Source organism: Proteus columbae (assembly GCF_009914335.1).
In the GTDB taxonomy this organism is placed as follows: domain Bacteria; phylum Pseudomonadota; class Gammaproteobacteria; order Enterobacterales; family Enterobacteriaceae; genus Proteus.
Window position 1 is genome coordinate 2,866,293 of sequence record NZ_CP043925.1, and the last position, 13,907, is coordinate 2,880,199.

The 13,907-nt window shown below is 41.2% G+C and carries 12 protein-coding genes; 1 reads left to right on the plus strand and 11 read right to left on the minus strand.

Going from position 1 to position 13,907, the window contains the following annotated elements:
* Positions 1-183: 183 nt before the first annotated feature.
* The gene (gene secA / locus F1325_RS13655; RefSeq protein WP_109371130.1) at positions 184-2,892 is read right to left on the minus strand and encodes a preprotein translocase subunit SecA; all 2,709 of its coding nucleotides are present in this window, start codon (positions 2,890-2,892) and stop codon (positions 184-186) included.
* 99 nt (positions 2,893-2,991) lie between these two features.
* A complete protein-coding gene (secM, locus tag F1325_RS13660) occupies positions 2,992-3,519 on the minus strand; it encodes a secA translation cis-regulator SecM (protein ID WP_160230582.1) in 528 nt (175 codons plus the stop codon).
* A 45-nt stretch (positions 3,520-3,564) separates the two neighbouring features.
* On the opposite strand from secM, the gene F1325_RS13665 reads away from it, so the two are divergent.
* A complete protein-coding gene (locus F1325_RS13665; RefSeq protein ID WP_160230583.1) occupies positions 3,565-4,080 on the plus strand; it encodes a DUF721 domain-containing protein in 516 nt (171 codons plus the stop codon).
* A 34-nt stretch (positions 4,081-4,114) separates the two neighbouring features.
* On the opposite strand, the gene lpxC is transcribed toward F1325_RS13665, so the two are convergent.
* The 9 genes from lpxC to murD form a co-directional block, all read right to left on the minus strand.
* Positions 4,115-5,032: a UDP-3-O-acyl-N-acetylglucosamine deacetylase gene (gene lpxC / locus F1325_RS13670; RefSeq protein ID WP_036913397.1), complete on the minus strand. Its 918-nt coding sequence runs from the start codon at positions 5,030-5,032 to the stop codon at positions 4,115-4,117.
* A 98-nt stretch (positions 5,033-5,130) separates the two neighbouring features.
* On the minus strand, positions 5,131-6,297 hold the full coding sequence (gene ftsZ / locus F1325_RS13675) for a cell division protein FtsZ (protein ID WP_023581499.1): 1,167 nt from the start codon (positions 6,295-6,297) through the stop codon (positions 5,131-5,133).
* A gap of 70 nt (positions 6,298-6,367) precedes the next feature.
* On the minus strand, positions 6,368-7,624 hold the full coding sequence (ftsA, locus tag F1325_RS13680) for a cell division protein FtsA (protein ID WP_098942190.1): 1,257 nt from the start codon (positions 7,622-7,624) through the stop codon (positions 6,368-6,370).
* 45 nt (positions 7,625-7,669) lie between these two features.
* On the minus strand, positions 7,670-8,455 hold the full coding sequence (gene ftsQ, locus F1325_RS13685) for a cell division protein FtsQ (protein ID WP_023581498.1): 786 nt from the start codon (positions 8,453-8,455) through the stop codon (positions 7,670-7,672).
* 1 nt (position 8,456) lies between these two features.
* Complete coding sequence (locus F1325_RS13690; protein WP_160230584.1) at positions 8,457-8,813, minus strand: hypothetical protein; 357 nt, start codon at positions 8,811-8,813, stop codon at positions 8,457-8,459.
* Positions 8,814-8,818: 5 nt separating this feature from the next.
* Positions 8,819-10,282 carry a UDP-N-acetylmuramate--L-alanine ligase gene (gene murC, locus F1325_RS13695; RefSeq protein ID WP_160230585.1) on the minus strand — a complete coding sequence of 488 codons (1,464 nt, stop codon included), beginning with the start codon at positions 10,280-10,282 and terminating at the stop codon, positions 8,819-8,821.
* Between the two features lie 41 nt (positions 10,283-10,323).
* Positions 10,324-11,406, minus strand: a complete 1,083-nt coding sequence (gene murG / locus F1325_RS13700) for an undecaprenyldiphospho-muramoylpentapeptide beta-N-acetylglucosaminyltransferase (RefSeq protein ID WP_109371140.1) — start codon at positions 11,404-11,406, stop codon at positions 10,324-10,326.
* On the minus strand, positions 11,403-12,581 hold the full coding sequence (gene ftsW / locus F1325_RS13705; protein WP_406588766.1) for a cell division protein FtsW: 1,179 nt from the start codon (positions 12,579-12,581) through the stop codon (positions 11,403-11,405). Before ftsW ends, murG begins: the two co-directional genes overlap by 4 nt.
* Before the next feature lie 14 nt (positions 12,582-12,595).
* Positions 12,596-13,906 carry a UDP-N-acetylmuramoyl-L-alanine--D-glutamate ligase gene (gene murD / locus F1325_RS13710; protein ID WP_160230587.1) on the minus strand — a complete coding sequence of 437 codons (1,311 nt, stop codon included), beginning with the start codon at positions 13,904-13,906 and terminating at the stop codon, positions 12,596-12,598.
* Between the last annotated feature and the right edge of the window lies 1 nt (position 13,907).

Genomic DNA, 13,907 nt, shown 5'->3' on the forward strand with positions numbered 1-13,907 from the left:
AGTAATGCCTATTCTTTTGTAAACCAAACCCCACTTATTAGGATAATAAGTGGGGTTTTTTTATGTGTTCGTTTCAAAATAGAACGTAAAGTATGATCAGTAATCAATAAAAAAGACCCACTTATGGCTAAGTGGATCTTTTTTTAATCAGTACATTACACAGCTATTATTATGAAAAATAAATTAACCTAACTGACCATGACAATGTTTAAATTTCTTACCTGATCCACAAGGACATGGTTCATTACGACCCACTTTTTTACCTGCAGCAACTTGACCATCGATTGCTGACATTTGAGATTCTTTTGTCACTTCATGGCTTAATTGTTGTTGTTTAGCTAAACGCTCGGCTTCTTCACGACGACGACGTTCTAACTCTTCAACTTCTTCTGGTAAACGAACTTGTACTTTGCTTAGTGTGCTGATCACTTCATATTTCAGTGATTCCAACATGTTAGCAAACATAGCGAACGATTCACGTTTGTACTCTTGTTTTGGATCTTTTTGTGCATAACCACGTAAGTGGATACCTTGACGTAAATAATCCATTGCTGCCAAGTGCTCTTTCCACAGTGAGTCTAGCGTTTGTAACATCACGCCTTTTTCAAAGTTACGCATCATTTCAGCACTAACGATCTCTTCTTTCGCTTTATAGACTTCGATAGATTTTTCTAAAATACGCTCACGTAATGTTTCTTCGTGTAATTCTGGCTCTTTATCTAACCACTCTTTGATTGGTAAATTTAAATCAAAGTCTTTTTGTAAACATGCAGTTAAGCCTTCAATATCCCACATTTCTTCTAGTGATTGAGGTGGAATATAGTTATCAATCATCGAAGTGAAGACGTCTTGGCGAATACTATCGATAGTTTCACTTACGTCTGCCACATCCAGTAATTCATTACGTTGAGTATAGATTGCACGACGCTGATCATTTGCCACATCATCATATTCAAGCAGTTGCTTACGAATATCAAAGTTGCGGTTTTCTACTTTACGCTGTGCATTTGCAATTGCTTTGGTTACCCAAGGGTGCTCAATCGCTTCGGTTTCATTCATCCCTAATTTACGCATCATGCCAGACACTTTGTCTGAAGCAAAAATACGCATTAAGGAGTCTTCCATAGACAAATAGAAACGAGAAGAACCTTCATCCCCTTGACGACCCGCACGACCACGTAACTGGTTATCAATACGGCGAGATTCGTGACGCTCAGTACCAATGATATGTAAACCACCTGATGCTAATACTGCATCATGGCGCTCTTTCCATTTGGCTTTGATTTCTTCAATTTTTTCTTCTGTTGGCTCTTCCAGTTTAGCCACTTCTGTTTGCCAGCTACCCCCTAACACGATATCGGTACCACGACCAGCCATGTTAGTTGCGATAGTTACCGCTGAAGGTAAACCTGCGTTAGCAATAATATCCGCTTCCATTGCGTGGAATTTCGCATTCAGCACGTTATGGTGAACATTTGCTTTCGTCAGCGCTTTAGAAATCTCTTCTGATTTTTCAATTGAAATGGTACCGACAAGAACAGGCTGACCATTTTGAGTACGTTCACGAATATCTTCAATAATGGCTGCAAATTTACCTTGCTCATTCATATAGACTAAGTCAGGCAGATCTTTACGTACCATTGGGCGGTTAGTTGGGATAACAATTGTTTCTAAGCGATAGATAGAGTTAAATTCAAACGCTTCTGTATCCGCAGTACCCGTCATCCCTGCTAATTTTTCGTATAAACGGAAATAGTTTTGGAATGTGATTGACGCTAATGTCTGGTTTTCATTTTGGATCTTCACACCTTCTTTTGCTTCAACAGCTTGGTGTAAACCATCAGACCAACGACGACCTTGCATTGTACGACCTGTATGTTCGTCAACAATGATAACTTCGCCATCTTTAACAATGTAATCAACATCTTTGGTAAACAGCGCGTGAGCACGCAATGCCGCTGTTACATGGTGCATTAACATAATATTAGCCGGTGAGTATAAAGACTCCCCTTCTTTCATCATGCCAGCATCTGCTAATAAACCTTCAATTTTAACCAGACCGCGTTCTGTGATGTTCACTTGACGTGTTTTTTCATCAACAGAGTAATCGCCTTCACCTTGGAATGTATCTGAGTCTTCTTTTTCTTGAGAAACCAAATGAGGAATGATTTTATTCATTTGGATATAAAGTTCAGAACTGTCTTCTGCTGGGCCTGAAATGATCAGTGGTGTACGTGCTTCATCGATCAAGATTGAGTCAACCTCATCCACTAATGCATAGTGTAATTTGCGTTGAACACGTTCTTGTGGACTAAATGCCATGTTGTCACGTAGGTAGTCGAAACCAAATTCATTGTTCGTACCATAAGTGATATCAGCATTATAAGCTTCACGTTTTACTGGTGGCGCCATATTTGGTAAGTTGATACCAACGCTTAATCCTAAGAATTCAAATAAAGGACGGTTGTTTTCGGCATCACGCTGTGCCAAGTAGTCATTGACGGTAACAACGTGAACGCCTTTACCTGATAGCGCATTTAAGTACGCAGGTAATGTTGCGGTTAATGTTTTACCTTCACCTGTACGCATTTCTGCAATACAACGTTCATTCAGAACCATACCACCGATTAACTGTACGTCGAAGTGACGCATACCAAAAACACGTTTACTGGCTTCACGCACTGTTGCAAACGCTTCTGGTAAAATATCTTCTTCTTTCTCACCGTTTTTTAAGCGCTCACGGAATTCATCTGTTTTCGCTTTTAGCTCATCATCTGTCAGCTTTTCAAATTCTGGCTCTAGTTTATTAATTTCAGCAACAACCTTGCGCATACGGCGGATTGAACGATCATTACGACTACCAAAAATTTTGGTTACAATTTTACCTAACATAAATCTTTATTCTCATTTATGGCGTAAAACGCCGAAAACAGCCTCTGTTTTTATTGATAAACAGAGATAATCATAATCTTATTAGATTAAGTGACTCAATTAAGCTGTTAGGTAAGGCCCTGCGCGAATACCACGGATTTGTGCAAGCCATAATCCGGTATGATAGGAAATTGTATTCTGTACTAAAACATAGCCAGAAAGAGGAAGGAGGCTTAATGCTGATGATGGAGTCTCTGTTAATAAGGCATACAGCGTATCAAGCATAACCGCTGCAACATTAGAAGCAGGTAACGGCTCATCTTTGGCTTTAACCATCAATTCGGGTGAATTAATGGTGAATGCAAAAGAGAGCTGTTTGATCACATTTTTTACTGCATGCTGTTGCCAGTAATTAAAGGTGAAGGATGAAGCAGGATTCTGTACACTTTGACGTAAGAATAAGTTATCAAACGCAATAATTGCCTGACTTTGACGGTTTTGAGAAGAAGGAGTATCTGTTTGCTGTGGATTTTCGGCATGAGCAGACAACAGCGAAGGTATTCCGATACCTGCTGCTACCATCCCTAAAAGCAGATGCGACCAAAAATATCGCCTGCCAAACTGTCGCCAAAAACTTATAATACTCATTAACCTTCGTTGCTCATTAATCTTTATTTTGTGGAGTCAAAATCTATGCGGGATAGTTACCCACAATCATTGGAAAAAATCTTCATTGAACTTGAAGGTTCCAACAAGAGTACACTACAACTTATACAACAGCGCGCAACGATTTTACTAAAATTAAATCGTGCCGTCATGGCTCTTTTACCCGTTCCTTTACGAGATAAGTGCCGTGTCGCAAATTATCGTAATGCTATTTTAATTATTGAAGTTGCAAACGCAAGTTGGTTAACTCGTTTACGTTATGAAACCCCGTCATTACTTTCCGCATTGAGACAAGAAATTTTACCATCCTTATCCTCAATAGACATCAAAATAAATCCGTCTTTAGGCGTAAAACAGGAAAAAAGATCTTTAATATCATCATTAAAAGAACAAAAGCCTAAAAAGAAACGTCACTTAAGTTTAGAAAGTGCGCAATCATTGAAGTATTTAGCTGAGAAAAGCCCAAAGAAATTAAGAGAGAGATTAGAACGGTTGGCTGCACTTGCCGGAGAGAGTACAAGTACAGCCAAAGATGAACGTTAATTAGAGATAATTAACGCGCTTTCCTTCGCAGGAATTAAGCAAAGACCATTGAGGGAGCTTTGAATGCCACTGGCATTTGCGCTTCGTCTTCAAATGTGACGAATTCCCACGCAGATTCTTTTGCTAATACAGCTTGGAGCAATTTATTGTTCAGTGCATGACCTGATTTAAACGCGGTGAATTCACCGATAATGTTATAGCCACACATAAATAAATCACCGATTGCATCCAACATTTTGTGACGAACAAATTCATCTTCAAAACGTAAGCCATCGTCGTTGAGAACACGATAGTCATCAACTACGATTGCACAATCGAAACTTCCGCCTAAACACAATCCTTTAGATTGTAGATATTCGATATCACGCATAAATCCAAATGTACGAGCACGGCTAATTTGGCTCATAAAAGATTCAGCGGAGAAATCTAATTTATAACGCTGCGTACTTGCATCAATGGCTGGGTGATTAAAATCGATAGTAAAATCTAATTTAAACCCGTTGTATGGGCGCATCTCTGCCCATTTATCGCCATCTTCTACACGTACTGTTTCTTTGATGCGAATGAATTTCTTCGCAGTACGAAGCTCTTCGATACCTGCATCAAGTAACAAGAAAACAAAAGGTGCCGCACTTCCATCCATAATTGGAATTTCAGGTGCATTCACTTCAATTACGATATTATCAATGCCTAAACCAGCCAGTGCTGCGTTTAAATGCTCAACGGTTGATATACGCACATCGTCTTCGTTGACTAAGCAAGTACATAACATAGTGTCACGAACTGATTTTGCGTCTGCTGGAAAATCCACCGGTGGATTTAAGTCAGTACGACGGTAGATGACCCCAGTATTTGCTGGCGCCGGACGCATTGTAAGCGTAACTTTTTTACCCGTGTGAAGTCCCACACCGGTTGCTTGTACAATTCGTTTTAATGTCCGTTGTTTGATCATCATTTTATCTCGCAATGTTATCCGTCCTACCAATCATTATACTTATAATTGGCAGGACAGTTTAGCACAAAAAGCGGAGATGCCAATCTTTTTGGCGATTAATCAGCCTGTTTTCTCAGGAACGCTGGGATATCTAAATAATCTGGTTCTTTGTTTGCCTGAGTAGATTGTTCGTTAACGGCTTTTGCGGCAGGCTTGCTTTCTTCTACGGCAGAGAAAGAAGACATGCTATTTTGCATTTGCTGGTAACGATTCTCCATTGCGCTTTGCTGATTCTGTTTATTAGTTACCAGCGTAATTTCTGGACGTTTGTCCATACCAATACCTGTTGCAACCACAGTCACACGCAATTCATCATTCATTTCTGGGTCAAGGGATGTACCGATAACCACAGTCGCATTATCTGATGCAAATGCACGAATGGTATTACCCACTGTTTCAAATTCATCAAGACGTAAGTCAAAACCTGCTGTGATGTTGACTAACACACCACGCGCGCCAGATAAGTCGATGTCTTCCAATAATGGACTTGAAATCGCCATTTCTGCTGCTTCTTCAGCACGATCTTCGCCTTTCGCAGCACCCGATCCCATCATGGCATAACCCATTTCAGACATCACAGTTCTTACGTCAGCAAAGTCAACGTTCATTAAACCTGGGCGAGTGATTAGCTCAGCGATACCTTGAACTGCGCCTTTTAATACATCATTAGCTGCGCCGAACGCATCTAATAATGAAATTCCACGACCAAGTACTTTTAATAACTTGTCATTTGGAATAGTGATTAATGAGTCAACATGTTTTGATAACTCAGTAATACCTTGTTCCGCAAATGCCATACGTTTTTTGCCTTCAAAATTAAAAGGCTTAGTCACTACAGCAACGGTCAAAATGCCTAATTCTTTAGCCACTTCTGCAACAACAGGCGCAGCACCAGTACCAGTACCACCGCCCATACCTGCTGCGATAAAGACCATATCGGCACCTTCAAGTGCTGCACGTAGCCCTTCGCGGTCTTCCTCTGCTGCATTACGGCCTACTTCAGGATTTGCACCTGCACCTAAGCCTTTCGTAATGGCATTACCGATTTGGATAGTCTGTCCGACCGCTGTTTTACGTAGCGCTTGAGCATCCGTATTGACTGCAAAGAAATCTACGCCTTCAATACGTTCACGAACCATGTGCTCAACCGCATTACCGCCGCCGCCACCAACGCCGATGACTTTGATCACCGCATCGTTGGTTAATTCCATAGGTTCAAACATAATTTCTCTCCGTTTTGTGCCTTCTCAGGGCCGCTTGCTCAAACGACCTCTTTTTAAATTTGTCTGATTATTAAAACTCTCTTTTTAGCCAACCAGTGAGTTTTTTAAATAAACCACCGACAGCAGAGCGTTTCTCGGTTTCAGTTTCCTCACCAAAGTGAGATTCTTTACCGTAATGCAAGAGCCCAACCGCTGTTGAGTAGTAGGGATCCTGCGCATAATCTGTTAGCCCGGTAATATTTAACGGTTTACCGATCCGTACTTGCGTGTGGAAAACACGTTGAGCACATTCAACAAGTCCATCAATCTGTGCAGCACCACCTGTTAGCACAATACCTGCGGCTAAATGATGCTTAATCCCTTGCTGGCGTAACTGTTCTTGAACTTTTAAAATCTCTTCATTAACAAGATTGAGCAGTTCGGTATAACGAGGCTCAATCACCTCAGCAAGAGTTTGTCGTTGCAGACTTCTTGGTGGTCTGCCTCCGACACTTGGAACTTCGACATTTTCATCTTTACCAACTAAAGAGCCTAATGCACAACCATGACGAACCTTGATAGCTTCCGCATCATTTGGCGGAGTGCCAAACGCGTAAGCGATATCGCTTGTTACTACATTACCAGCATAAGGAATAACGCGAGTATGTCTTAATGCTCCACCGGTATAAATTGCGATATCCATTGTACCGCCACCAATATCAACAACACACACACCTAATTCACGTTCATCTTCGGTCAATACAGCAAAACTTGAAGCCAGTCCCGCAAAAATCAGTTGATCCACTTTTAATCCACAGCGTTCAACTGCTTTTACAATATTCTTTGCCATATCGTTATGGCAGGTAATTAAATGAACTTTAGCCTGCATACGCACACCCGATAATCCAACTGGGTTTTTGATCCCTTCTTGATAATCAATGGCATACTCTTGCGGTATAACGTGTAAAACACGGTGTTCATCTTTTACTTTGACGGATTTCGCGGTATGAACCACGCTATCAACATCATCTTGAGTCACTTCTTCTTCTGAAATTGGCACCATACCAATCTCATTTTGGCAACTGATATGCTTGCCTGATAACGCCAAATATACTGAAGATATTTGGCAGTCAGCCATCAACTCAGCCTGATCTACCGCCCGTTGTACACATTTTACGACGGATTCGAGATCATTAACGCCACCTTTATCCATGCCCCGAGATGGACAACTTCCCACCCCGATAATATTCACTACACCATCAGGCAGGATCTCACCGACAAGGGTGGCTACTTTGGCCGTACCAATCTCAAGACCAACTACTAATTTTCTGTCCGTCGCTTTGATCATTATTGTTCTGCCTTCGCCTTCATCGTGTCATCTGCCACGTCTTGTTTATTCATTCTCAAGTAATAAAGGAGCCCATCCGACTGCACCACCACTGTCATAACGCAGATCCACGTAATCAACTCGTTTATCTGTTTGTTGTTGCAGTATCGGATACAACTCAATAAAGCGAGCGATCCGTTTTTCGTTATCCTTACGACCTAACTCCAATCGGACATCATTGTCTAAAACTAATTGCCATCCCTGACGGGCAGACATTGACGCTGCTTTTAAATTCAGGTTACTTGCAAGAAGCTGATCTCTCATTGCCACATAACCTGACAACACCATTTTTTCGCTTCCTTGAGGACCATATAACAAAGGATAACTTCCTTTGGTTTCCAACTGCGTTGGCAGACTGAAAACACGTCCTTCTTTATCAAGAAAGTAAGTGTCATTCCAACGGGTAAAGGGAACATACTCTACCAGATGGATTTTAAGTTCATCAGGCCACTGTTTACGAACAGTGACTTGCCTAATCCATGGCATACGTTCAATTTGTTGCTGAATAATATTCACATCCTGTGTCATAAATGTACCCGGCTGTCCTAAAGACAAAATGGCCTGACGTACATCATCATTCGTTGTGTAATGTCGCTCACCCGTTAATACAAGTTTTGAGATTGGCAGACGATTTGCGTCTTTCATCCAGTTAACCACTTGTATTCCACCCCAAATGATGGTGGCAATCACACATAAGAAAAAGATTAATCCTGATAAATAAGTACCATTACTCGGTCTGTCAGAATGTTGCTTCTCTTTGTGTTCTTTTATATTTAGCGCTGCTTGTGACATATTAACCCACTAACTCCTGAGCAACGTTTAAACAAGAGAATCGCCCATCCTTTTGTCCGATATTCCAGCGATTAATACTTTTCCTACATATATATACTTTATGAACACTTTTAGGTTTGATAATTAAATCACTAAATTGTTCAATCTGTTGAGAATTATTTACTTTAAAAGAAGAAATTGCGAATTTTTCTGCGTTTTTCTTACTTTTTAACTGAAATTTTTTCTCAACACAGATTTGAGCAAGCGAATTCTCGATCATTTTTTCCGCTAATACAGTGTTATTTTCCTCATAACACCCCATCATTACAGTTATTTTATTGACCATTTCACCATAAATGATGTTCACTTGCTCAAACATCCGTCTTAATCCTCGCTGAAAGATGGCTGTAATTTCGTATCTGCTAAGCGACGCGCTATTTTACCAATATTTCCAGCACCTTGAACTAAAACAAGATCATTATCTGTTAATACACCCGCCAATATTGATGAAATATTAGTCACATCAGAAACCCAGATAGGATCTAGCTTTCCACGTTGGCGAATTGTTCGACAAAGTGAGCGACTATCGGCACCTGCAATAGGCGCTTCCCCAGCAGAATAAACATCTGTTAATAATAAAATATCAACTTGATTGAGAACAGTTGCAAAGTCTTCATATAAATCACGAGTACGTGTATAGCGATGGGGTTGGAAAATCATCACTAGACGTTTATCTGGCCATCCTGCTCTCGCCGCTTTAATCGTTGCATCAACTTCTGTTGGATGATGACCATAATCATCCACTAGCATCACTTCACCTTCTTGACCATTAACATGCTCAAGACCGTAGTTACCTAAGAAATCAAAACGACGTCCAGTACCTTGGAAGTTAAGTAATGCGGCTAAAATATGTTCGTCAGCAATGCCTTCTTCTGTGGCGACAGCAACCGCAGCTGTCGCATTCAGTGCGTTATGGCGACCAGGTGCATTTAATACAACTTGTAAATCTGGCATACCTTCACGAGAAATAGTGAAAAAGCCCTGAGCACCTTTTTGTTCATAGTGTGTAATACGAACGTCAGCATCTTCACTAAAGCCATAAGTCGTAATATAACGACCCACTTTAGGAATAATAGAACGAATGACATCGTCATCCAGACACATCACTGCACGACCATAGAATGGTAAATTGTGCAAAAAGGTAATAAACGTCTCTTTTAGATTGTCAAAATTACCGTGATATGTGTCCATATGGTCTGCTTCGATATTCGTAACGACAGCAACCATGGGTTGTAAATGTAAAAACGATGCATCACTTTCATCAGCTTCAGCAATTAAATAACGACTGCAACCTAAGCGAGCATGAGTGCCAGCCGATTTAACAAGCCCACCATTAACAAAAGTAGGATCTAAACCCGCTTGCGCATAAATATTTGAAATCATCGCTGTTGTTGTCGTTTTGCCATGTGTTCCGGCAATCGCAACACCATGACGATAACGCATCAATTCAGCCAGCATTTCAGCACGACGAATAACAGGGATACGCGCTTCTCTTGCTGCAATAATCTCAGGATTTTCAGCACTGATTGCTGTCGAAACCACAACAACACTTGCGCCACGAATATTTTCAGGGCGATGATTAAAATAGACTGTCGCGCCTAAGGCAACGAGCTGTTGTGTGACTACGTTTGGTGCTAAATCAGAACCGCTGATTTCATAACCTTCGTTAGCCAACACTTCGGCAATCCCCCCCATACCAGCACCACCGATGCCAATAAAGTGAATATGCCTAACTTTTCTCATTTCAGGCACAAATGATCTTAATTTTGCCAGTTGTTGTGTATTCACTATTTACTTCTTCGCTCTACGTTAATGGTTACAAGTTACGTTTATTTTTTTGCCACTTCGATTATCACATTCGCTACGCGCTCTGTGGCATCCGTAATCGCAACACTTTTTGCTTTCTCTGCCATTGCTAACAAGGTTTCTCTATCCCAATTTTTCAGGGTTTGTGCAATGACTTCTGGTGTTAAATCGTTTTGCTCAATAATACGCGCTGCACCCGCTTTTTCTAACGGCAGTGCATTCCAATATTGCTGTCTATCTTTGTGCTGGAAAGGAACAAAAATAGCGGGTAATCCCGCTGCGGCAATTTCGCTGACCGTTAATGCACCTGAACGACACACAACAACATCAGCCCATAGGTAAGCTTGCGCTATATCATCAATAAATTCAGTAACTTTATATTCAGATTTAACTGAATTTTTTGCTAATTCGTTCTGATAGCGTGTTTTTGTATCACTTTCGCCACCTTTTCCTGCTTGATGCCAGATTGTAACATGTTCACCTAGTAAACCTGCAACTACGGGTAAGGTGTGATTTAAAATTCTAGCACCTTGACTACCACCAATGATCAGTACACGAATAGGCCCTGTTCTCTCTTTTAATCGTACTGAAGGCGCTTCAAGTGCCAATACATCTTCACGAACAGGATTTCCAACAACTGGTGCTTTAGGAAAGGCCCCCGGAAAAGCCTGTAATACACGTTTCGCAATTTTCGATAACCAGCGATTGGTTAATCCAGCGATACCATTTTGCTCATGCAAAATAACGGGGATCCCGCACATCCAAGCGGCAACACCACCAGGGCCTGAAACGTAACCACCCATACCAAGTACAGCATCTGGCTGATAGCGCTTCATAATGGCGCGAGCTTGGAAAATCGCTTTAATAATACGAATAGGTGCTGCGATTAATGCTTTAATACCTTTTCCACGTAAACCTGAGATACGAATAAATTCAATTTCGATACCGTGCTTAGGGACTAAATCGGCTTCCATTCTATCTGCCGTTCCTAACCATCGGATTTCCCAACCTTGAGATTGTAGATAATGAGCAACAGCTAATCCTGGGAATACATGTCCCCCAGTACCACCAGCCATAACCATTAAACGGCGTCTACGCTCGCTCATTTCGGGCTCCTTACAAACGCCTGAGCTTGTGCTAGACGTGTTTCATAATCAATTCGTAATAACATCACGATGGCAGTTGACATAATAATCAAACTCGAACCACCGTAACTAATAAGAGGAAGGGTTAATCCCTTTGTTGGCAACATGCCTGCTGCAGCGCCTACATTCACCAATGACTGGAATGTAAACCAAATCCCGATAGAGCAAGCTAAAAAGCCTGAAAAACGTTGTTCGAGGATCAGCGCACGTCGTCCAATTTGCATCGCGCGAAAAGCGATGAAGAATACCATTAAAAGCACCAAAACCACACCGATATAACCAAGTTCTTCAGCCAAAATGGAGAAAATAAAGTCGGTATGTGCCTCTGGCAAATATTCTAGTTTTTGTACTGAGTTTCCTAAACCTTGTCCAAGCAAATCACCACGACCAAATGCCATTAGAGATTGTGTAAGCTGATAGCCACTTCCAAATGGATCTTCCCAAGGTTCTAAGAAAGAAGTGATACGTCGAACACGGTAAGGTTCAACAATAATCAACATAACAACAGCGGCAATTCCTGAACCGATAATGGCTAAGAACTGCCAAATTTTAGCACCTGCTAAAAATAACAGTGCTAATGTTGTTACGAATAAAACCACAACGGTTCCTAAGTCTGGTTGTAATAACAATAAAACAGCCAGTACTAACATCACGCCCATCGGCTTACAGAAACCCCAAAAGTTATTTCGCACTTCTTCAACTTTTCGGACTAAATAGCTCGATAAATAACAAAACAGCGCAAGTTTTGATAATTCAGCAGGCTGGAAATTTAATGGTCCCACCGCAATCCAGCGTGAAGCACCATTAACGGAACTCCCTACCACCAATACCACTAATAAAAGTAATATCGAACCAAACAGCATTAAGCTGCTATAACGTTGCCAAATTGCCATTGGAACGCGCATGGTGACTAACGCAATACAAAATGCGACAACAATATAGATGCCATCACGTTTAGCAAATAAGAAAGGATCTTCTGCAAGACGTTGACCAACAGGCATTGAAGCTGATGTCACCATAACAAAGCCGACAACCGCTAATCCGAAAGTAAACCAGAGCAAAGTGCGATCATACGGCACAAATGCCGTATTCTCAGTTTGATAACTGCCCACTAGCCACTGTTTTAATTTTCGCATTGCGAATACGCTCATCAGCCAAGCTCCCTTGCTAAACGTGCAAATTCATCACCACGCTGCTCAAAACATTTAAACTGATCTAAGCTTGCACATGCAGGAGAGAGCAACACCATATCCCCTGATTTTACAGAAGGAGCTAAGGCTCGCATGGCTTCTTCCATTGTCACTGTTAATAAAGAGACATCTGGTCTTAGATTTGCCAATGCGTGTCCATCTTGCCCAAAACAGTACAGACGAATATTGTCTCCACTGATATAAGGCAATAAAGAAGTGAAGTCAGCAGATTTCCCATCACCACCTAATAAAAGGTGTAGTGTGCCCTCAACTTCAAGTCCTCGTAATGCCGCTTCAGTGCTTCCCACATTGGTGGCTTTCGAGTCATTTATCCAACGTACATTTTGATGTAAATAAACTAATTGAAAACGGTGAGCAAGACCGTGATACGTTTTCAGTACCTCGGTTGCAGCTTTACGAGAAATACCCACAGCATCAGCAAGTGCTAATGCTGCTAATGCATTGGTATAGTTATGCTGCCCTGAAAGGTACATTTCAGCCGTTGAAAGGACTTTTTCACCCTTCACTTTTAAAATGCGATTTGTGTTATCAAGCTGATAATCACCTTGTCCAACACCAAAACTAACACAACGATTATCTTTACCCGCTAAAGGTAGCGTTAATGCATCATCTTCGTTATAAACGCAGGTTTTAGCATTATCGTAAATACGCAGTTTTGCTTCACGATATTGTTCTAATCCTAACGGATAGCGATTCATATGATCTTCGCTAATATTTAATACCGTTGCAGCAGCGGCTTGTAAGCTATGAGTCGTTTCTAGTTGAAAACTCGATAGCTCTAATACATATAAATCATAAGGCTCGGTTAATAAGGTCAGTGCTGGAACACCAATATTGCCACCGACTCCAACACGAATACCATCTGCGCTTGCCATTTCACCCACAAGCGTTGTCACGGTACTTTTACCGTTAGAGCCCGTAATCGCTACAATAGGCGCTTTGGCTTCACGGCAAAATAGTTCAATATCACCAACAATTTCAACACCATGATTTGCGGCTTCAACAAGCTCTGGTGTCGAAAGTGCAATACCCGGACTTGAGATAATTAAATCAGCATCGTTAAGCCATGCTTGATGAAAACTACCTGTATGATATTCAACGTCAACAGGAAGCTTATCTAAGCCTCCTGGTTTTTGGCGTGTATCAATAACCTTAGGTGTAACACCTTGGCGGATAAAAAAGTCAACGCAAGAAAGGCCTGTTATCCCAAGCCCAACAACAACCACTTTTTTTCCCTGATAATTTGCCATC